The organism is Bacillus sp. PS217 (genome assembly GCF_037963535.1).
In the GTDB taxonomy this organism is placed as follows: Bacteria; Bacillota; Bacilli; order Bacillales; family Bacillaceae; genus Bacillus; species Bacillus subtilis.
Genome location: NZ_CP150157.1, coordinates 1,054,873 through 1,075,113, shown reverse-complemented (window position 1 = coordinate 1,075,113; position 20,241 = coordinate 1,054,873). Strand labels below are relative to the sequence as shown.

The 20,241-nt window shown below is 44.5% G+C and carries 20 protein-coding genes; 10 read left to right on the top strand and 10 right to left on the bottom strand.

Annotation, left to right across the window (positions count from 1 at the left end):
- Positions 1 to 17: 17 nt before the first annotated feature.
- The 5 genes from yhaM to NSQ83_RS05585 all read right to left on the bottom strand — a co-directional run bounded on the left by yhaM (position 18) and on the right by NSQ83_RS05585 (position 7,413).
- Positions 18 to 962, bottom strand: a complete 945-nt coding sequence (gene yhaM / locus NSQ83_RS05605; protein WP_003245698.1) for a 3'-5' exoribonuclease YhaM — start codon at positions 960 to 962, stop codon at positions 18 to 20.
- Between the two features lie 73 nt (positions 963 to 1,035).
- Positions 1,036 to 3,927, bottom strand: a complete 2,892-nt coding sequence (sbcE, locus tag NSQ83_RS05600) for a DNA repair/recombination ATPase SbcE (protein WP_198878827.1) — start codon at positions 3,925 to 3,927, stop codon at positions 1,036 to 1,038.
- A gap of 4 nt (positions 3,928 to 3,931) precedes the next feature.
- The gene (locus NSQ83_RS05595; protein WP_024571671.1) at positions 3,932 to 5,158 is read right to left on the bottom strand and encodes an exonuclease SbcCD subunit D; all 1,227 of its coding nucleotides are present in this window, start codon (positions 5,156 to 5,158) and stop codon (positions 3,932 to 3,934) included.
- Positions 5,159 to 5,264: 106 nt separating this feature from the next.
- Positions 5,265 to 6,524 carry an ABC transporter permease gene (locus tag NSQ83_RS05590; protein WP_003244912.1) on the bottom strand — a complete coding sequence of 420 codons (1,260 nt, stop codon included), beginning with the start codon at positions 6,522 to 6,524 and terminating at the stop codon, positions 5,265 to 5,267.
- Positions 6,517 to 7,413, bottom strand: coding sequence for an ABC transporter ATP-binding protein (locus tag NSQ83_RS05585; RefSeq protein WP_003233262.1), 897 nt, complete (start codon positions 7,411 to 7,413; stop codon positions 6,517 to 6,519). The genes NSQ83_RS05590 and NSQ83_RS05585 overlap by 8 nt, the downstream gene beginning before the upstream one ends.
- A gap of 126 nt (positions 7,414 to 7,539) precedes the next feature.
- Between NSQ83_RS05585 and NSQ83_RS05580 the strand changes: the two genes are divergently transcribed.
- Positions 7,540 to 7,725 (top strand): YhzD family protein, encoded by a 186-nt coding sequence (locus tag NSQ83_RS05580; RefSeq protein WP_015715596.1) that lies wholly within the window; start codon positions 7,540 to 7,542, stop codon positions 7,723 to 7,725.
- Positions 7,726 to 7,745: 20 nt separating this feature from the next.
- On the opposite strand, the gene NSQ83_RS05575 is transcribed toward NSQ83_RS05580, so the two are convergent.
- Entirely contained in the window at positions 7,746 to 8,513 is a 768-nt protein-coding gene (locus tag NSQ83_RS05575) for an enoyl-CoA hydratase (protein WP_029726320.1), read from the bottom strand.
- Positions 8,514 to 8,698: 185 nt separating this feature from the next.
- Between NSQ83_RS05575 and khtS the strand changes: the two genes are divergently transcribed.
- The 3 genes from khtS to khtU all read left to right on the top strand — a co-directional run bounded on the left by khtS (position 8,699) and on the right by khtU (position 10,801).
- Positions 8,699 to 9,016: a K(+)/H(+) antiporter modulator KhtS gene (gene khtS, locus NSQ83_RS05570; RefSeq protein WP_088467603.1), complete on the top strand. Its 318-nt coding sequence runs from the start codon at positions 8,699 to 8,701 to the stop codon at positions 9,014 to 9,016.
- Between the two features lie 63 nt (positions 9,017 to 9,079).
- Positions 9,080 to 9,577, top strand: a complete 498-nt coding sequence (khtT, locus tag NSQ83_RS05565) for a K(+)/H(+) antiporter subunit KhtT (RefSeq protein ID WP_003233269.1) — start codon at positions 9,080 to 9,082, stop codon at positions 9,575 to 9,577.
- A 6-nt stretch (positions 9,578 to 9,583) separates the two neighbouring features.
- Positions 9,584 to 10,801 carry a K(+)/H(+) antiporter subunit KhtU gene (khtU, locus tag NSQ83_RS05560; protein WP_003233272.1) on the top strand — a complete coding sequence of 406 codons (1,218 nt, stop codon included), beginning with the start codon at positions 9,584 to 9,586 and terminating at the stop codon, positions 10,799 to 10,801.
- 17 nt (positions 10,802 to 10,818) lie between these two features.
- Here the strand turns inward: khtU and NSQ83_RS05555 are convergent, their stop codons facing one another.
- Both NSQ83_RS05555 and NSQ83_RS05550 read right to left on the bottom strand, forming a co-directional pair.
- A complete protein-coding gene (locus tag NSQ83_RS05555) occupies positions 10,819 to 12,324 on the bottom strand; it encodes a coproporphyrinogen III oxidase (protein ID WP_088467602.1) in 1,506 nt (501 codons plus the stop codon).
- A gap of 111 nt (positions 12,325 to 12,435) precedes the next feature.
- Positions 12,436 to 13,302 (bottom strand): Cof-type HAD-IIB family hydrolase, encoded by an 867-nt coding sequence (locus NSQ83_RS05550; RefSeq protein ID WP_003233277.1) that lies wholly within the window; start codon positions 13,300 to 13,302, stop codon positions 12,436 to 12,438.
- Between the two features lie 485 nt (positions 13,303 to 13,787).
- On the opposite strand from NSQ83_RS05550, the gene NSQ83_RS05545 reads away from it, so the two are divergent.
- Entirely contained in the window at positions 13,788 to 14,861 is a 1,074-nt protein-coding gene (locus NSQ83_RS05545; RefSeq protein WP_088467601.1) for a DNA alkylation repair protein, read from the top strand.
- A 43-nt stretch (positions 14,862 to 14,904) separates the two neighbouring features.
- Here the strand turns inward: NSQ83_RS05545 and NSQ83_RS05540 are convergent, their stop codons facing one another.
- Both NSQ83_RS05540 and NSQ83_RS05535 read right to left on the bottom strand, forming a co-directional pair.
- Positions 14,905 to 15,258: a YlbF family regulator gene (locus NSQ83_RS05540; RefSeq protein ID WP_003224239.1), complete on the bottom strand. Its 354-nt coding sequence runs from the start codon at positions 15,256 to 15,258 to the stop codon at positions 14,905 to 14,907.
- A 92-nt stretch (positions 15,259 to 15,350) separates the two neighbouring features.
- Positions 15,351 to 16,484, bottom strand: a complete 1,134-nt coding sequence (locus NSQ83_RS05535) for a DUF445 domain-containing protein (protein WP_088467600.1) — start codon at positions 16,482 to 16,484, stop codon at positions 15,351 to 15,353.
- 266 nt (positions 16,485 to 16,750) lie between these two features.
- Here NSQ83_RS05535 and spaC point away from each other — a divergent pair, with 266 nt between their 5' ends.
- From spaC to NSQ83_RS05510, 5 genes are all read left to right on the top strand, one after another.
- Complete coding sequence (gene spaC, locus NSQ83_RS05530; RefSeq protein WP_003245845.1) at positions 16,751 to 17,842, top strand: spore coat associated protein SpaC; 1,092 nt, start codon at positions 16,751 to 16,753, stop codon at positions 17,840 to 17,842.
- Positions 17,832 to 19,193: a spore coat associated protein YheD gene (gene yheD / locus NSQ83_RS05525; RefSeq protein WP_003245015.1), complete on the top strand. Its 1,362-nt coding sequence runs from the start codon at positions 17,832 to 17,834 to the stop codon at positions 19,191 to 19,193. Before spaC ends, yheD begins: the two co-directional genes overlap by 11 nt.
- 149 nt (positions 19,194 to 19,342) lie before the next feature.
- The gene (locus NSQ83_RS05520; protein ID WP_010886462.1) at positions 19,343 to 19,561 is read left to right on the top strand and encodes a YheE family protein; all 219 of its coding nucleotides are present in this window, start codon (positions 19,343 to 19,345) and stop codon (positions 19,559 to 19,561) included.
- 212 nt (positions 19,562 to 19,773) lie between these two features.
- Positions 19,774 to 19,977, top strand: coding sequence for a beta type acid-soluble spore protein SspB (sspB, locus tag NSQ83_RS05515; protein WP_003233287.1), 204 nt, complete (start codon positions 19,774 to 19,776; stop codon positions 19,975 to 19,977).
- 104 nt (positions 19,978 to 20,081) lie between these two features.
- A complete protein-coding gene (locus tag NSQ83_RS05510; RefSeq protein WP_003245136.1) occupies positions 20,082 to 20,207 on the top strand; it encodes a hypothetical protein in 126 nt (41 codons plus the stop codon).
- Positions 20,208 to 20,241 lie beyond the last annotated feature (34 nt).

Below are 20,241 nucleotides of genomic sequence, written 5' to 3'. Positions count from 1 at the left end.
CATCAGTCCTTTTTAAGTTATTTATGAAATGTCGGTTTATAAAAGGAACGGTTTTCCAGTGCAAATACACGTTCAGTATACTCGCCAGGCTTCACGCGCTCAAGCGCTCTGTCCATCATATTCATTTTTGCATCCAGATTGTCTATATAGTGAAGAATTTCCGCTTCTTTCACCATCGGCGGTTTCGGGCTGCCCCATTCTGCTTTGCCATGGTGACTCAAAATCAAATGCTGAAGAATTAACACCTCTTCAGAATCGATTTGAAGCTCCTCAGCCGCTTTTGAAAGCTCTGTCACCATGATTGAAATATGACCGAGCAAATTACCTTCAACCGTGTACGAAGTGGAAACAGGGCCGGACAGCTCCTTCACTTTTCCAAGATCATGCAGGATGACACCGGCATAAAGCAGATCACGATCAAGAGACGGATATAAATCTGCTATTGCTTTCGCCAGGTTCAGCATAGAGACAACATGATACGCCAAACCTGAGACAAACTCATGGTGGTTTTTCGTAGCCGCCGGATAATCCATAAACTCAGCTTCGTGTTTTTTAACCAAAAACCTTGTGATTCGCTGGATATTCGGATTTTTCATTTCAAATATATATTGAGTGATTGTGTCCATCATTTCATTTTTCGGAATCGGCGCGGTTTCTAAAAAATCATCAATATTGACGTTTTCTTGCTCGCTTACCGGTCTGATATTTCTCAGCTTCAGCTGGGTGCGTCCGCGATAATGGTGAACATCGCCGACGACCTTGACAATCGTCTGCGGCGCATAGGTCACTTCATCACTTTGCTTGGCATCCCACAGCTTCGCTTCAATATCGCCTGACTGGTCTTGCAGCATCAGCGTCAAAAACGGTTTTCCATTGCTTGCAATCCCTTTCGTCGAGGATTTAATCAATAGATACTGGTCCACCTGTTCGCCAACCTCATGTAGCATAATCCCTTTAGCCATTCTATTAAAGCTCCCTCCGTATCTTACATAATACCAGTATATCACATACCGATTTTCAGCTATAGAACCTCTTTTATGACACCAAATGGATGATTTGGCTGCTATGAAATGCATCTTTTACGTGCTCATGGCATGTAAAATACAAAATCTGCCTACCGCCTTCAGATAAATCATACAGAACATGTAATACACGTTTCAGCCTTTCCTGATCAAAATGAACAAAACTGTCGTCAAGCTGGAACGGAAGCTTTGACCCATCCTGGCGTGTAACGGCCAAAGCAAATCGGATCGCTGTATACAGCTGTTCACAGGTCCCTTGTGACAGCTCTTCCGCATGATAGACAGTTCCATCGCGATGCATAACCATGATCGAATCATCCGTTTCGGAAAAATAAATGGTTTGGTAGTTTCCGTCAGTCAGAGGGCGGAAAAATTCTCCTGCCGTCTCCAGAAGGCGCGGAAGCTCGATTTTTTTATGCCGCTCCAATTTGTTTCTGATCACCTGTTTGACCATTTGTATGGAGGCCCATTTTTTAGCCGTTTCTTTCACACGTTCTTTTTGCATTTCGGTTTGAAGCTTGAGGTCTGAGACCATTCCCGAAGCCTCTAATTGTTCCTGTTTGACTGAGAGCAGTGCGATTTGGCTGCGGAGCTGCTCGATCTCCTCAGTCAGCCGCTCTTTTCTTTCATTCTCAACAAATTGCTTATCTTTCAATTCAGAAAGCGTATTGGAATCCGCCAGTTCAAGTTCCTCCGGGTACCCGCCTTGAAGCTGTGCGTTTACGTGATGAAGCTTGTTCTCCGTATCCTTCAATTGCCTGCTGATGTCGGCTATGGCAAAAAACGCATCTCTGTCTTTTGCAGCAGCCGCGGCAAATAATTGTTCAATCTGTGCGAGGAAATACTGTATTTCTTGCTCAAGTTCAATCATCTGTTCCGTTGTATAATGAATATCTGTTTCAATTTCCTTTTTTTGCTTCTCAATTTCTTTTTCACGTTCAATGTTTTTCCGCAATGTGTGAAGGGCGTCCGAAATGGAGATATCCTGACTCTGATTCATGGGACGAAGCATACTGACGCGTTCTTCGAATGTTCTCCGGTGCTTTTTCAGCCTGCCTGCTTCAATGGTCAGCTCATGCTTTTTCTTCACTTCTTTTTTAACATCCTTCATTAAGCTATATGCATCAAGCAAAAATGATGGATCTTCCTTAAATCCGAGCTCATTCATAAAACGCTCAACCTGTGTAAAGGACGGCGCCATTTCGGCTTCCCACTGTTCAAACTGCTGGATGACCCTTTCATACGCCGCCTCCTTTTGCTGGAGCGCTGCACGCTGTGTGAGAAGGTGCTGCTTATTGCGGTCATCCTCCCATAACGCTTCTCTAAGCATTTCAGCTTCTGCTGGTGAAATATCCGTCATGGGCTGTCTTGTCCCTCGGCTGTTTCGAGAAGACGATTTTCCTGATACAAGCCAATACACAATAAGTGCAGCGCCGAAACTTATGGCGGGAATCCATTGCTGCAGCAGAGAAAAGAGAACGATGAACAACATACCAGCTGCAATGACAGTCTTTTTCTGTTTAGCCTGCTGTCTTTCAAAAAACGTTAGCTGTTCTCTGAGCTTCGCTTGCTCTTGGTGCTGCCCCTGTGTTTCATCATATGCTCTAAGAGCTGCTTCTTTATCTTTTCTTTGGCTGTTTTCAAGAATCGCGGACGAAGCGGCACGAACGGCCTTTTCCGCGTCTTCCAGCTCTTGCCGGGCAAGTTCAAACGTCTCGTCAAGCTGCCGTTTTCTGTCTCTTGCCTGTACATATTGCTGCACCGCTTGCTGAAGCTGCCATTCATAATCATATGAGGTGTTCATATTCAGGAGCTCATTTTCATCCGTTTTATTGAGCTGTTCCAGCCCTGCCGCTGTCTGTGCAGACGTCTGGCGCAGCTGTGCCTGAATGGCTGCCAGCTTTTCTCCCCAGGATTGGTACATATGAAACGCTGCCGAAAGTTCTTGTATCAGCGTTTCTTTCGCCAATAGTTCTTTATCGGGGATAAGCTTTTGCCTCTGTTTGTCCAACTCCGCCATCTTCACCCGAAGCGCCTCAAGCTGTGCTGATTTCGGGTGAAGATGGGATTCATATTTTTCCAGCTGATGCAGTCCGTCAACAGGAAATTGTCCTGCGTGTTCCGGAAATTCTGCAATCACCTGTTCGAGTGTCGCTTTTTCATTTAGCAGCGGCTTTCGCTCAATCGCTCCCTCAATCATTCGGATATGTCCCGCCGTCTCTTTCAATTCGATTTCCGCGGCTGCAAGGCGGGCTTCAAGCGTTCGTTTTTCCTCGAGAAGCTGATGATAGCCCGCTTCCTCTGCTTCAGCCTGTTTTAGCTTAACTGCCAGCCGCTTAAGCGTTTCCAGCTCCTGATTCAATTGAGGGTTTCGCCCATTTGGTTTATAGAGCCTTTCGCTTTCCTTCGTCAGCCTTGAATCAAGCTTTGATACGGCTTCAGCACCAAACAAGCTGGAAAAGAGCAAAAATTCCCCTATCTTATCCCGATTAAAGGCGTGAATTTCCTGCAGCCCGAATACGTCAAACGAATATATGGCTTTGTACAACGACCTGTCTGTGCCCTGGAACAGCTGCTTTAAAACATCTCCCTGCTTTACTTCGCCCTTTTCTGTGTACACGCTTAGTTTTTCGGCAGTCCCTTTCGTCCGTTCGATCTTCAGCACCCCATATTCAGGATGTTCAGCTTCAAGAACACCGCCGTAGACACCGCCTGTTTTCGGTTCATATTTTTTTGTTTTTGGAAAACCGAACAGCATACTTTCAATAAATGACATCATCGTCGTTTTTCCTGCCTCATTTAATCCGTAAATTACTTGGACAGGAGAGGCGGAAAAGTGAAAGGTCCGATTGGAAAATTTTCCATATTGGTAGATATGTAAAGATATAATTCGCAAAGCTGTCACCGCCTCATGTATCAAGCACCTTAAGCTGTTTTTTCAATAATATCTGTGCCTGCTCTTTTATTTCCTTTACTTCCTCTTGGCTAAACCGGTCCGCGTGCCTTCTATACACTGGATGCCGCTCAAGCCCTTCCAGCACGTCTGACAGATCGCTGCGATCAATGTCTTCAAATAAACCGCCAAAAAAAGGATCAAGGTTTGTTAGGTTTGCTTCGTTTTCTGTCTCATCGTCCAATCTAAGAGGCCAAACGAAAAGTTCCTCCTCCGCTTCTTGTTCCTGAAGAGCTTCAAGAAACTCATCCAAGGTGCCTTTTGGCGCCTCCAGCAGCCATTCCGGCGCCGTCCCTTGTAAAACAAGCCTTACACAAACAGGGCTCCCCTTTTTCCGCAGCTTCGAAAACGTGTTCTCCACCATTTGGAAGAGGGCGGTCATATTCTTTGCCTCCGTTACATCAACCGCCGCTTTTTCCCACAGGACATCATGCGCTCTCTGAAATTCATAAGATATATCTCCGTTTGTCACATGAACGAGATAATAGCCTTTATCTCCCGTCTCCTTCATATGGCGTGCTTGCGTGTTTCCCGGGTAAATGACTGCCGGATGCTCGGCAGATAGAACCTGGCGTTTATGTATATGGCCAAGCGCCCAATAATCCATCCCGCTTTTCACGAGGTCGTCATGTGTAAACGGGCAATACGGATCGTGTCCTTCAGATCCTGACAGCGTGCCGTGGAGCATGCCGATATGAAACGGTGCGTCAGTTGATCTCCGATAGCGGGCGGCTTGGTTTTCCGTCACTGCTCTGGCTTGATAGCTGAAGCCGTAAATGCTTGCTATGCGCCTGCCTTCTTTAAAAAACGATTTTTCTTCTGGAACAGCGGACGAAAAAATATGGACATTCTCAGGCCATTCAATCGGCGTCCACTCCCCGCCAAGATGATCGTGATTCCCAAAGATGACGTATACCGAAATTCCGCACTCTCTGAGTCTTTCAAACTGTTTTTTCAAAAAGAGCTGAGCCTTTAAGCTTCGATTGGCTTCATCAAACAGATCTCCCGCAAGTAAAATGAAATCAACGTGCTCTCTCACTGCGGCGTCTATCATATGTCTCACGCTTGCAAACGTGCTTTCTTTAATCCGGGCAAAAATCGGCTCCGGCAGATGCGATATCCCGTAAAACGGGCTGTCAAGATGAAGATCTGCCGCATGAATAAAGGTTAGATCAGTCAACATTCTGCTCCTTTCCAGGATGAAGTACCCTTATTTTAGCACCGAATTCTTACGAATGCACGTTCTGTCAATAAAGAAACAGCCTGAGAATCCCCAGGCTGTTTTCCAATCAGTTTTTCGCTAAACGAAGCGCTTGTTTGATCGCTTTGAACGCGCTTGAATTGCCGTAAATTAATACACCGCCTTTATAAATTCTGGCGCCGATAACGGCCAGTATGACAATGGTGAGCAGTGTGATTCCGATTCCGACAGCCGCCTGCCAGAACGGAATATCAAGCATGCCGACGCGCAGGAACATAATCATTGGCGTAAAGAACGGAATAAACGAAGTTACCGTAATAAATCCTGCGTCAGGCGCATTCAAACCGAACATCGCGATCATAAAACCGGCGACAACCAAAAGCGTCATCGGCGTGATCGTTTGCTGCACGTCCTCTATTCTGCTGACGACACTGCCGAGAAACGCGGCAAGTGTCGCGTACAAAAAGTATCCGAGCAAAAAGAAAATGACAGCATAGATGACAGTAGTTGCAGATACGTCGGTCAAATTAAGGAACCCGCCGACAGATGAAGCCGTTTCGCTCTTTTGGTTCAGCTTAAGCGACAGAGAGCCTGCTCCTATAATAATAGCAAGCTGTGTGATCCCGACAAGCCCGATACCAAGCAGCTTTGCAAACATTTGCTGGATCGGCGGCATACTTGAGATCAGGATTTCCATAACTCGCGAAGATTTTTCGGTTGCGACCTCCATCGCTATCATGCTGGCATACATAATCACCGAGAAATAAATGACGAACAGCATAATGTAAACAAGCCCTACCGTCTGGCCAAGCTCTTCCTCAGACTTTGCCCCTTCTTTCAGCGCCTTCTGCCCCACAGTAACAGGCGCATAAAGGCTGCTAATCGTTTCCTGCGACACGCCGAGCTCCGCTGTTCCGACAGCTGTTTTGGTTTGCGTCAGCGCCTGCTGCAGCGTTTGATACGTGCTTTCATCAGAAATCGTTAACGCTTTATATGTTCCTGAAATGGTCCCTTTTTCATCTCGTTTGATGATGAGCATGCCATCGAGTGATTCATCTTTGACTTGCTTTGTGACCTCATCCTCCGATTGCTTCGACAGCTTCACATCAAGATCGCCGTCTGTATCCACCGCTTTCAGCTGCTTAGAAAAAACCGGATATAATTCGTTTGTTTCATCAACAACGGCGATTTTTTCTTTCGCATCGTCACCTTGAAACAAAGAAATGATCGACTCCAGATTTGTTACAACTAAAACAAGCAGCACCGTGATGACAGTCGAAATAATAAAGGATTTTGCCATAATCTTATTTTTGTATGTATGAGAAAGCATGATCCAAAATTTATTCATAGACGGCCCCCACCTTTTCTATAAAAATATCATGCAGTGACGGCTCTTCAAGCTCAAACTTTCTGATAAACCCTTTTCCTTGGAGCATAGCAAAAATCTCTTGAGAAATGTCTTCATTGGCAATCTGCAGCTTGACACCGTCTGCCGTTTCCTTCCATTGAAGAATGCCTTCATGGGACTGCAAAAAGCGCAGATCGTCATCGGAGTGAATGGTAACATTCTTTTTACCGAAAGAACGCTTGATCTCCTTCAGCTTGCCTTGTACAACCGGTTTTCCTTTCTGCAATATGCAAAGGTTCTCACAAAGCTCCTCCACATGTTCCATCCGATGGCTTGAAAATAAAATAGAAACACCGCTGTTTTTCAGCGAGATCACAGCCTCTTTTAACAGCTCAACATTGACAGGGTCCAAGCCGCTGAATGGTTCATCAAGAATCAGGAGCTCCGGCTTATGCAAAACTGCCGAAATGAATTGGATTTTCTGCTGATTCCCCTTCGAAAGCTCTTCCACCTTCTTATTCTCGTAATCTGTAATATTGAAGCGTTCAAGCCATGTCCCGAGCTCTTTTACAGCCTCTCGCTTCTCCATCCCTTTTAATCTGGCAAGATAGACGAGCTGATCCCTTACCTTCATTTTCGGATAAAGGCCCCGCTCTTCCGGCAGATAACCGATTTTGTTGCTGATATGATAATTCACAGGACGGCCCTTCCAGCTGATTGAGCCCTCCGTAATGCTTAATAATCCTAGGATCATGCGAAACGTCGTTGTTTTTCCCGCTCCGTTTGCGCCTAATAAACCGAACATTTGCTGTTCCGGAATATCTAAGTCCAATCCGTCAACGGCTTTATAATCTCCAAATGTCTTCGTTACGTGATCAATTGTAAGCACTGAATCTCCTCCTTCCCTGACCCATTATATACTAATTTTGGATAAAGCATAATAAAGGATTTTGATTTCCTTTTTAGAATATAAATGAAGAAAGACTGATAAACCTTAAAATGGAGGAGAAACCTGATGGCTGATTATTTCCTTACCGTATTTGATCCTTCGGGGAACACGCTGGTAAACGAGCGATTCGAGGCAGAACATGAAGAAGCGGCAAAAACGCATGGTGAAGCCCTCTTAAAAGAAAAAGAGCTTCATAGTCATACTCATCGTTTAGTCAATGCAGCCGGAAAGCTGATTTTGTTTCACAGATGATCAGCTTTCCGGCTGATCTGTTACGCTTGAAACTTCGGCTCCCGTTTTTCTAAAAAGGCACGGATTCCTTCTTGGTGATCCTTGGTCCTTCTCATTCTCTCTTGGGCGCTGCGCTCAAGGGATAGCACTTTTTTCAGTTCTTCAATTTGGAGGCTTTGAAAAATAGCTTTCGTTTCGATCATCGCCAAAAGAGGGGAGGCCAACAGGGTTTCGATAATGGGTCTTGCGCCTTCGGCAGGGTCTCCGGCAAATGTCCCATCAAGAAGCCCCATATCGGCAGCTTCTGAGGCAGATAGTTTTTTTCCGCTCCAAATCAGTTTTTTCGCTTTTGCTTCACCGATTCTTTTCTTCAGCAAATAATGTCCTCCGCCGTCCGGAACAAGCCCAATGCCGATAAAATTCATCGCGAGGACGGCGTTTTTTTCAGCGAGCACAATGTCCGCACAAAGCGCCAAACTCAGGCCCAGTCCCGCAGCAGCGCCATGAATGGCTGCAATTGTCACTTTCTTCATCTGATATAAATTCAGGGTGACAGCCTCAATCGTATCCATCAGCCGTTTAAATTGGTCAGGGTCATGCTCTGACGTCATCATCCTGATATCACCGCCGGCCGAAAAGCCTTTCCCGCTTCCTCTCAGGAGAACGATGAGCGCCTCGCTTGCAGCCGCCATTTCGACTGCCTCCTTCAATTCAGACAGCATCTGTTCATTCAGGGCGTGATGGGCATCAGGCCGATTCAGGATAATCTCTGCAACGGCCCCATTACATGCATATTGAACAAACTCCATATGAAGCACCTCCATGTATGCGCTTGCTTTTTTCTTTCTCCTATACATTCCCCGCCATCCTCAAATAAACCTTTTTATTTTTCAAGGTCAATAGATACTGAAAAATGCATATTGTTTGAATGGAAACATAAAGTTTTATATAGTGAAAAAGAAGGGATATCTTGACGAGAAGGGAGGAAAGGAACATGGATAAATTGCTGATCAGTTTTCTGTTAAGTTTATTTATGGTGTACTTTCCCCCTTCGGACGTGGTTCTGCCTTCCCAGTTTGAAGCAAGCACTGACAGCTATGCGCCTATGTCCTCATATCCGCAGGAAACACAATCGGCAAAAACGCCGTCGCCGGGCAGCATGCACCCGGCTGAGCTGATCAAAGAGTACAGCCCGCTGGCGCAGTCTGTCAGGCAGCTCTCTGTCAAACCACTTGACGAACCGCTGATAAACAGGCTGGAAAAGGCTTGGGCCGTCCCTGTCAAATACCAGTCTAATTACCTCCGAATATAATTTGCTCAAGTTTTATTAGTAACTCACCCCATACTGCCAACACTACATTCGGAGGGATTTTCATTGAATATTAAAGAAAACGATCTGCCGGGCATCGGCAAAAAGTTTGAAATCGAAACAAGAAGCCACGAAAAAATGACGATTATCATTCATGATGACGGAAGAAGGGAAATTTACCGGTTTAATGACCGGGACCCGGATGAGCTTCTTTCAAATATTTCATTGGATGATTCTGAAGCAAGGCAAATTGCAGCTATTCTCGGGGGCATGGTCTATAAACCGCAAGCTCTGGAGTCCATTGAAATGGCCTTCAGCGATCTTATTATTGAATGGTTTAAGGTCGAAAAAGGCGCCAAATCGATCGGGCGCACACTCGGAGAGCTTGATGTCCGCCAGAATTACGATGTCACTGTTATTGCGATTATCAAACACAACCAGGAAAAGCTCCTAAATCCCGGAGCCGATTCGATTATTGAAGAAAATGACACCCTTGTCCTCTCAGGTGAGAGAAAGCATCTGAAGAAACTGATTCACGATTTTCTTTCTGGAGAGGGCGTGTGAGCCCCGATGGACCATCTTGTATTTGAAGTCGGAACTGCACTTGTGCTTGTGGCAATCGCCAGTGTGATCGCCAATAAAATTAAATTTTCGATTATTCCGTTTCTGATTGTGCTGGGAATGCTTGTTGGACCGCACGCGCCGAAAATGGGGATTATTGATCTAACATTTATTCAAAGCAGTGAAATCATCGAGTTTTTCGGGCGAATGGGCGTACTGTTCCTCCTCTTCTATCTCGGACTCGAATTCTCTGTCGGGAAGTTAATCAAATCAGGAAAATCAATCGCGGTCGGCGGGACGATTTATATTTTGATTAACTTCAGCCTCGGACTGCTTTACGGGTTTATCACCGGATTTTCCTTTCTGGAAGTCCTCATCCTCGCAGGCGTCATCACAATCTCGTCAAGTGCGATTGTCGCAAAAGTGCTCGTTGATTTAAAAAGAACTGCCAATCCGGAAACCGAATTGATTCTCGGCATCATCATGTTTGAAGATATTTTCCTTGCCGTATATCTGTCCGTTGTTTCCGGCCTTATACTAGGTGATGCGACATCCGTAGGGAGTGCACTCTTGTCCATTTTGATCGCCTTCGGTTATATGCTGCTGTTTTTTATCGCAGCAAGAAAACTCCCGCCGCTGTTGAACAAACTGTTGGACATTCGCTCAAACGAAGTGTTTATTATCGTCATTTTCGCAGCACTCTTTTTTATCGCCGGGTTTTCAGAGACGATTCATGTAGCAGAAGCAATCGGCGCGCTGCTGCTCGGTTTGGTCTTTTCAGAAACAGAGCATTCCGATAGGATTGAACACCTCGTTGTTCCGTTTCGCGACTTCTTCGGTGCGATGTTCTTTTTCAGCTTCGGCCTCAGCATCGATCCGTTTTCGCTTGGTGAAGCGGTTTGGCTTGCGTTGGGTGCAGTGATTTTGACCATTCTGGGAAATTTTATCGCCGGAATGGTGGCAGGACGACGCGCAGGGCTTTCTCATAAGGCTTCATCGAATATCGGGCTGACGATCGTATCGCGGGGAGAATTTTCGATTATCGTTGCGAATCTCGGAATAGCCGGCGGACTGTCAGCCACATTAAAGCCGTTTGCCGCATTATATGTCCTCATTCTGGCGATTTTGGGACCGCTTGTCACAAAGGAATCAAAACGAATTTACCGCTTGCTGAACAAGGTATTTAAATGGAAGCCTGAGGTTCAGCCCGCAAAAAAACAGGGATAAAAAAAGCAGCACTGTAATCAGTGCTGCTTTGTCGTTTTTTCAAAAATCTGCTCTAAATATTTGATTTTTTCGTCCGTGTAGTGCTCGAAGCGCTCATTGTACGATTTCGGATCTTTCGGATTCGCAAAATGCGTGATTTTCCCTGTATCCCGATCAATAAATTTACTAGCAGCGCCGCAGCCGATTCCGATAATCGTCTGGACCTCTTCCATAATCATAATGTTGTAGATGCTTTCTTGTCCCGGCAAAGAGTATCCGACGTTTTCAAGATTTCCAAGAATGTTTTTCTGGCGGTATAAATAGTAAGGCACGTACCCATGCTCTTTCGTCCAGGCTACCGCGTCTTCCATCATTTGAGAAACCTCTTCCCTGCCGGCAACTTTGTACTTATGCTTGTTTCTCGTCATTTCTGACGCCCGTTTAAATGAAAGAGTATGAACGGTAAGGGATTCCGGCATCAGTTTTTCTGTTTCTGAAAGACTGTGCCTGAACTCCTTCACGCCTTCCCCAGGCAAACCAATAATCAAGTCCATGTTGATATTATTCATGCCGTGCTGGCGTGACAGATGATATTTCTCAATGGTCTCTTCAACCGTATGGTGCCGCCCGATCGCCTTTAGCGTTTCGTTTTCGTAGGATTGCGGATTGATGCTGATCCGATCAATGTCATATTTGTTTAAAACGGCGAGTTTTTCTTCTGTAATCGTGTCAGGACGACCGGCCTCCACCGTAATCTCACGAATGTTTTTCACATCCGGGAAGGAGCGGACCATTTCTTCATACAGCAGATCCATCTCTTCCGCTGTAATGCTTGTCGGCGTCCCGCCGCCAAAGTAAATGGTTGTAACCTTAACATCATGCTCCTTCAGCCATTCACCGATTTTCTGCATTTCGTAATGCAGTCCCCATAGGAATGAGCCGACTCTGCCTGCCTGTCCCTGGATGGCATACGCAGGGAATGTGCAATACGCGCATTTTGTCGGGCAGAACGGAATGCCGATATAAATGCTGACTTCATCCTTTACTCGGTACAAATCCGGAACTGCCGCCAGCTGACGGTCAACAATTTCCTGCATTAGCATGATTTTTTCATCATGAATTAAATAGTCTTTTTTCAACTCAGCATGTGCTTGCTCCTTGGACATTCCGCTTTGCAGTTTTTTATGAAGCAGCTTTGTGGGCCGGATTCCTGTGAGGATTCCCCACTTCTGCGTAATGCCCGTATGCGCCTGAAGAAGATTGAGATACACATAAGAAATTGTGTTTTTCACTTGCTTAAAAGCTTCTTTTTCAGTCATGCCGGGAGAAAAGAATTTTGTATGCTGTTCCTTTATGCCAGTTCCCTTCACTTCTCCCGAAACCGTCACATGCTCATCCGTTTGTGACAACGCTAAAGAAATGACAAAATCTGCGGGATCCTCTCCGCCATACGCAAGCTCGCACTCTTCATAAAACAAATTTGCAATATTTTGAAGAGGCCGATGCAGGCGGTCATCATGTATGCCTTCTATTTTAATTTGCAACTTCATCACCTAATTTATCAGATTCAAAACTTTCTTTAGTGTACAGAAATAAACTGCTAAAATCAATCCGGCAAAAAAGCCGCCGCACCTGTCAGGGTGCGAGCGGCTTTTTTACACACGTTTCATGTGGAACTTATCAAGAAATCCTTTTCGCTGCTGCATTCGGAAATATTCCTTCATCATATAAGCGACACCTTGCTCGTCATTGGACCTTGTAACCCAATCTGCCTTTCTCTTAATTTCCGGAACGGCATTCCCCATCGCTACCCCAAGACCGGCAAGTTCGATCATCGGCAGATCGTCATACTGATGCCCAATGGCCACGACATCATCCATACTCAGGCCCAGCTCTGAAGCTACGAGGGCCAAACCCGCTTCCTTCGAGACACCTTTCGGGACGATATTCAGCTTCTCATCATTTACGCGAATCACGTCCACCGCAGGGAAGGCTTTTGTAATCGTTTCTGTAATGTCATGTTGAATGTCGTGCTCCGTGTACACCTCGATGACGGGTGCACTCACTGGCTCATCCATGAGGAGATCGCTTAATGATTCAACGAACTGGACTGGATAAAAGATCGGGTCAGACGGATGAATGAGTGCTTTCCCCAATAAATTCGAATTCACCTTTTTCTTGTTTCCGATGGAATACTTTTCGTGAAGAAGCCGAATATTACATTGATAGCTCTCCAGCACTTGAACAATGTTAAAGGTATGATCATCAGAAATTCTTTTTTCAAAAAACGGGGCGTCAATTTTCTCAGCAATATATGCCCCGCTATGGGTGATCAGCTTGGCATCAAGCTTTAGCGATTTCGCTATTTTCTGTGCTGAGCGAAAATGACGATTGGTCACGAGTGTGACGTAAATCCCTTTTTTCTTTACATATTCAATCGCGTCTTTCGTTGCCTGATGAATCTTCCCGTTCGACCGAAGCAGCGCTCCATCTATATTTAAGGCAAGCAATTGTTTTGACACAGAGATGTCCCCCTCCTTGATGACTGTACTTGTGTATAGGATATGACCCTGTCTCTGTGTTTAGAACAACCTTTTCTTAAAGCAAAAAAAGCCTGGCTCAGCAGACTTTATGTATGGCTTGTTGATAGGATACGATCGAAGCAGCCATTCTCCCTAATATCGTTATTTCGATTTACGAAAAATCATGTATCAGGAACCCCTTGTTTGACCAATGATGCGCTCCGAACACTTACTCTCTGTTGCTTATCCCCTCTATATAACGGCATGATATGCGACCGTATCCATTTGAAATAGGTAAGTGTAGGCGCTTTCAATGTTATTATCTCAGTTTTCTTTTCCGATGACAAGGGTTTTTTTAACTAAAAAAAGTAACCAACTTTTGTATATCCGTGGTAGGATCAGTTGTTAATTTTTAGGACTATACACTTGATCCAGAACGTACATTCCCATACAATATAAATAATAAACGAAAAAGCGGTGTTTATATGGCTGATTTAAAAGAAATATATAATGAAGAACTGATATCTCAGTTGATCCATCATGTAAGGTCATCCTATCCTGATTTTAACAAAGACAGATTCGAGGATACATTACGGCTGGAGGACTGGCCTGAACTCACTTTAAAAGAGCGGATGCGCCGCGTGACAGTTTCTTTATACGAAACTTTGCCAAAACAATACGTTGAAGCGCTCACAATTTTACGGGATACAGCCCCTCATTTTAAAGGACTCAGCGGAATTTTATTTCCAGATTATGTGGAACAGTACGGGTTAGCGCATTGGGAAGAATCAATAAAGGCATTGGAATACTTTACGCAATATTCGACCTCAGAATTTGCTGTAAGGCCTTTTTTGCTGTTAGATCAAGAAAAGATGATTGCACAATTGCTTGCATGGTCTGAGCATAAAAATGAACACGTGAGAAGACTTGCGAGCGAAGGCAGCAGGCCCCGCCTGCCATGGGGAAAATCGATACCGGCTTTGAAATCGGACCCTTCCCCCGTATTGCCGATCCTTGAGAAGCTGATGCAGGACGAGTCCTTATATGTAAGGAAAAGCGTGGCCAACAATCTTAATGATATATCAAAAACACATCCTCATTTGCTGCAAAAAGTCGCGGATCAATGGTATGGAACACATCCCCATACAGATTGGATTATCAAACACGCCTATCGGACCTTATTAAAAAAGGGTGATAAACAGGCCTTAACGCTTTTTGGTTATGAAAATGCTGATTCGATACAACTACATGATTTAACATGCCAGCCCAAACGTATAGTTATTGGCGAAAGCCTTGAATTTTCTTTCTATATTCATTCAGACAGGGATCAAAAAGTGAGAATTGAGTACGCAATTGATTTTGTAAAAGCAAGAGGCCAGCGTCATCAGAAAGTATTTAAAATAACAGAAACAAATATACGAAAAAACGAAACGAAGTCATACACAAGAATCCAATCCTTTAAGGATTTAACCACTAGAAAGCATTACAAAGGAATTCATACATTATCAGTCATCATCAATGGAGAGGTAAAAGATTCATTGGATTTCAAAGTTTGCTGAATGAATAAAAAATCCCTTCTTATCCAAGAAGGGATTTTGCTTATTAGCCTTCAACACTGCCGTAAAGCTCTTCTAAAGGCTTCATAATGATTTTGTTCAATTCACCAATCAGCATGCTCATGCGCTGCTCCGCTTCCATCAGCTGAGAAATTTTTTCGTGCTGCTGTACAAGCGCAACTGTTTTTTGAGCCTGCGTCACTTCTTCTTGTGTAATCTCTTCTCCTGCCATTTGTTTTTGCTGGAGTCTAAGCTGTACATCACGGAAGTTTTCGAACATGCGCTTCGCTGATTCATCTGCGTTAACTTCGTCGTAAAGGTTTTTTAAACGGGTGAACTCTTCGCTCCCTCGTAATGCATTTTCCAGATCATACGCTACATCATAAAAATTAACAGCCATTGTAAATAGCTCCTTTCATCATTGCCGTTTGACATACCACTCCACTATAACAGACTATGGAGATCCTTTCATTAATCAAAACCCATTTCTTCTTAAAAAAGGATGACAAACAGTGCTTGAATCGCGCCTATAATTCCGCCGAGAAGGCCCCCCAAATAGGTAATCATTTTAAATTCTTTTTTTGAAATGGACAGCACCATTTCTTCAAGACGCTCCACCGGGAACTGATCCACCTGCTCCTTGACGATTTCCTCAAGACGCAACCGTTTTAAGACACTTTCAAGGTTGGACGAAATCCCTTCAAGCAATTTGTCTAACAGTGCCGGCAGCATTTGCTGAGTCAGCTCAGATTCATAGCGGACGGTAAGCGTGCCAATCGTATTGTCGAAGAAAGGGGCAGTCGAAAATGCTTGCAGCACTCTTCGTTTCAAACTGAAAATGAGCGCCTTTGCATTCCATTTTTCATCTGCTTCATTAAACGTATACTCCCTCAGCTTGCCCCATTCGTTTTTTAAGAGATCAGAAAGCAATTTATTTGTTTCCTCATTGCGCAAGAATTTCAGCAGCTCCGGCAGCACGCGATCCGCAAGGCTTGAATTGCCAAGAAACAATTGCACCATGCTTCCAAGCATGCCGCGCTCTTTTAAAAAGTCATCAATCATATTGCCAAGACGGATTTTTCCTTCATCACTTTCAAAATAACTGACACTCCGTGACAATATATATCCTGAAATCATCGGAATTTTTTCCTCAAGCTTTTCCTGCACCTCTATAGGCACCAGCTCTTTTAACGATTGGTCCCCGTATTGGCGGAAAAGCTCATTCAACTTATCATCGGTCCAGCTGCTGATACATGCATCAGCAGCTTTTTCGGGGCGCTTCATCCCGGCTTTTTCAAGCGCTTCTTTTACTGTCACTTCAGAAAATGACAGCTTTTGAATCAGTTGTTCCCCCACTCGAAGAGCCTGCGTTTTGGCTGCATCAGAGACGAGCCGCTTTTTAATGCCTTCAGGGGTTAAGAGATGATTGACTACCATCAGTCCCATTTGTTTTGCAAGTTCATCTCGCCGTCTTGGAATCAGCCCGGGCGTAAAAGGAACTCGTTTCCCAAACAAATAGTACGCTTTATACGGCCTAAACAGCATTTGAATTGCTAAATGATTGGTCACCGCTCCAATGGCAGCGCCGATCACGATCATAAAAATAAAGGTTCCTGCAATACCCATTCCTATTCATCTTCCTCCATCTGTGCTTCAGCTTTTTTCATATAGATTATGTACCTATACGTATTATAGAGGCTCATGCAATCACTTAGCAAACGAGGAGACAAATTCCTGTTCTTAGAAAATCAGCTTGTTCTTTTGGAATAGGGCAAGGTGGAGAATCGTATTCTGTAAAGTAGAATACCGTCAGCTGCGTTCGTCTTACATGTATTTAGTGTAAAGCTGCGGACACCCGCCGGCAGCTTTTGAATAAAAGGGGGAGTCTCACCATGATAACACTCGGTTTTATGTCCTTATCCCGCCAGCATGAAGCGGATTATTCCGCAGAACTGGCCAAAAGAGCACCCGAATTCGGCATACGTTTCATCCGGTTTACACCATTTGATATTTCACCTGACACTTTGCGTGTCAAAGCATCGGTCTATCATTCGGCCAGCAGCACATGGAACGAAACTGAAATGGCGATTCCAGATTATATTTATGATCGCTGTTTTTACGGCAAGGATTCACATTCCCAAAAAGCAAAACCAATCGTTGAGTGGCTCAAAAAATATCCGAAAACGGAATTTATCGGGCGGGGTCTTCCCGATAAGTGGACCGTCCTTCACGATTTACAGCAGCACTCTGTAATCAATCCCTATATTCCCGAAACGATAAAGGTGAGCCGCTACGAACAAATTCACTCCTTTTTATCCAAAGAAAAAGCCTGCATCCTTAAACCGGCATTCGGCGCGGGAGGCAGAGGCGTGATTCTTTTGAAGCTGGGCAAGAAAAACATCACTGCTACTTATCACATCGGAAAGGATAAGCAGACAAAAACGTTTTCCAACCAGACTTCTTTTAAGACATGGTGCAAAAAAGTGCTTCAGCATCAATATTTGCTTCAGCCTTACTTAAACATTCAAGATAAGGAACAATACCCTTGTGATATTCGCCTGTTTATGGAAAAAAACGAAGCAGGTGAATGGAATACAGTCGGAAAGGCAGTAAGACGCGGATACAAACACGGGCTGCTCGCCAATTTGTCAGGCGGATCTGATGCGCTGACATTTGACTCCTGGTTTGAAGATATACCGAAAAAACAGCAAGTGGTCTTACTAGATGATGTGTTTTCGATTACCCAATCGGTTCCGTATTATCTTGACGAGCGCTATGGGCCGTTGTTTGAACTCGGTCTTGATATATGTCTTGCTAAGGACGGGAGAATTTGGATTTTAGATATCAATTCCAAACCAGGCAGAAAGTCAATCCTGCGTGTCTCTCCCGAGCAAAAAGAACAGCTGTACACTTGTCCCCTAAAGCGCTGCCAATATCTGTTTTCTGAGCAAAGCCAGAAAGGAGTTCTTCCGCGTGAATCCTAAACGGTTTTTGATCGGCATAGACAAAACCAGTGAAAACACCCTGTTTCTGCCCTCTTCGCTGAAGCAAGACGGACTTTTGCATGCTGCATTCGGAACGAAGGTTGTCAGATGCCACGTTGCTTACAGACGGCATCTGGAACAAACCGTGCTTCTCTCTGAAAATCTGTTTCATGAGCTTTTGCTTCCCCACCGAAGCAGGGCAGATATACTGATTCATGATCATACAGTGCATATCGGGCCGTTAGTCGGCATCTTTACGGCAGGGTTTACTGTATCTCTTGAACGCCCATTTAAGGATCGTTCCCTCTTTTTTTCTAAGCTTGTCACGTTACACGAGCAAGCCGGGGGCTACTGCTTCGTTTTTGGCGCGCACCAAATCAATTGGGAGGAAGGCACGATTGAAGGCCTCCTTTACAGGGAAAACGGCTGGGAGAAAAAAATCGTTCCATTGCCGAACGTCGTTTATGACCGTTTGCCGAACCGAAAAATTGAAGATTCACTTCTCTTGCAACATACAAAAAAGAGGCTGATCGATGAATATCAGATCCCATGGTTTAATAAAACGTTTTTCAATAAATGGAACGTTCATCAATTGCTCGAAAAAGATCCAAGAACGGCACCCTTTTTGCCTAGATCCGAGCTGACACCGTCTGTGGAGCTGATAGATGAGCTCTGTGGCGCATACAAAAAAGTCTATATCAAACCGGCAAATGGAGCACTCGGCACCGGCATTTATCAGCTGACAAGAACAGATGGCGGCCTGACGGTAAAGCATACGAATGACGCCAAAACTTTTACATCAATTGATTATTCCGATGCCGCCTCATTCCTTGCAGAATTTCAAAAACATCACAACCCGTCCGACTTTCTCATTCAGCAAGGTGTTGATCTCATCGAATTTCAAGGCAAACCAGCGGATTTCCGTGTCCATACCAATAAAAACAGAAAAGGAAAATGGACAGTGACAGCAATCGCCGTAAAAATTTCCGGAAAGAACAGCATTACAACACATCTTTCTAACGGCGGCACTGTAAAGACACTTGCGGAAGTATACGATGATCCCGCTGAAAGAGTTGAGGTCATTAAAAAGCTTTCTGCAGCGGCACTGACTGCAAGCCATGTCCTTCATGATCATATCGAGGGATTTATCGGGGAGATTGGTTTCGATTTTGGCATTGATCAGAACGGTAAAGTATGGATGTTTGAAGCGAATTCGCGCCCGGGCCGAAGCATTTTTTCTCATCCAAATTTGCATCATGTTGATTCTCTTACAAAACGAAGAAGTTTTGAATACGCGTCATATTTATCTGAGAAGGCAATCACATCTCCGGAAGCATTGTGGCCTTCGTAACCTGTCCGCTTTTTTAATAAAGCGGGCTTATCTTTATCCAAAGCTGGGACAAACTGCATATTTAGGCCTCTTCAATGATGTTCTGAAACAATGATACAATGAACATAAGCCGTTTTTATTTAGGTCAATTGATACCAAATGTAAGGAGCGTGGCCGTAATGATTTCTCATTTCAGCTGGAAACCTTTGTTCCCAAAAGAAAAGCTGCCCGGATGGAAAATTTCATTTTATTATAAAGGGACCCATTATGAAGGCATCTATCATAAGAGCGGTGAGATTGAATGGGGAGACTTGTTTCCCGCCCGCGCTGACGAGCCTGCTCTTACAAACGAGATACATGAACTGATGCTTTTTCATATTTATGACTAGCTTAGCCGCCTAAACGGCTAAGCTTTTTTTCTTTCTCAAGATTTACCACACAATTCTCCGCATGAGTTTCCGGACATTTTAACATAATACGTAGTAACAAGCCGGCAAAGCATTGGGTTACGCCGAGGCGGCAGTGACACCCGAGAAGGGTTCACAGATTGGTGCAACTCCAGTTAACCCAACCATACTAAACAAAAAAGGAGATTTTACACATGGCTAACCAAAACTCTTCAAATGACTTACTAGTTCCTGGCGCAGCTCAGGCTATCGATCAAATGAAACTTGAAATCGCTTCTGAATTCGGCGTTAACCTTGGAGCGGACACAACTTCTCGCGCTAACGGTTCTGTCGGAGGAGAAATTACAAAACGTTTAGTATCTTTCGCTCAGCAGCAAATGGGCGGCAGAGTTCAATAACAATTCAATATATGGCTATAGAGGGCGCGGTTTCCGCGCTCTCTTTATTTTGTCACCCTTTTTTCCTGCTCCACATATCCTAGAAAAAAAGGGAGGGAATCGGGGTGTCATTCATCACCATTGTGAATTGGGAGCTGGTTCAGTTCGTAAGTGTATCCATGATTCATGAATATGTTTCCCATCGTTCTGTTTATTTGTACAGGTATTCTTTCCCGCGCTGTTCAAACTGAGAACATCCTTTTATAATGAAAGGCGAGGAGGTTT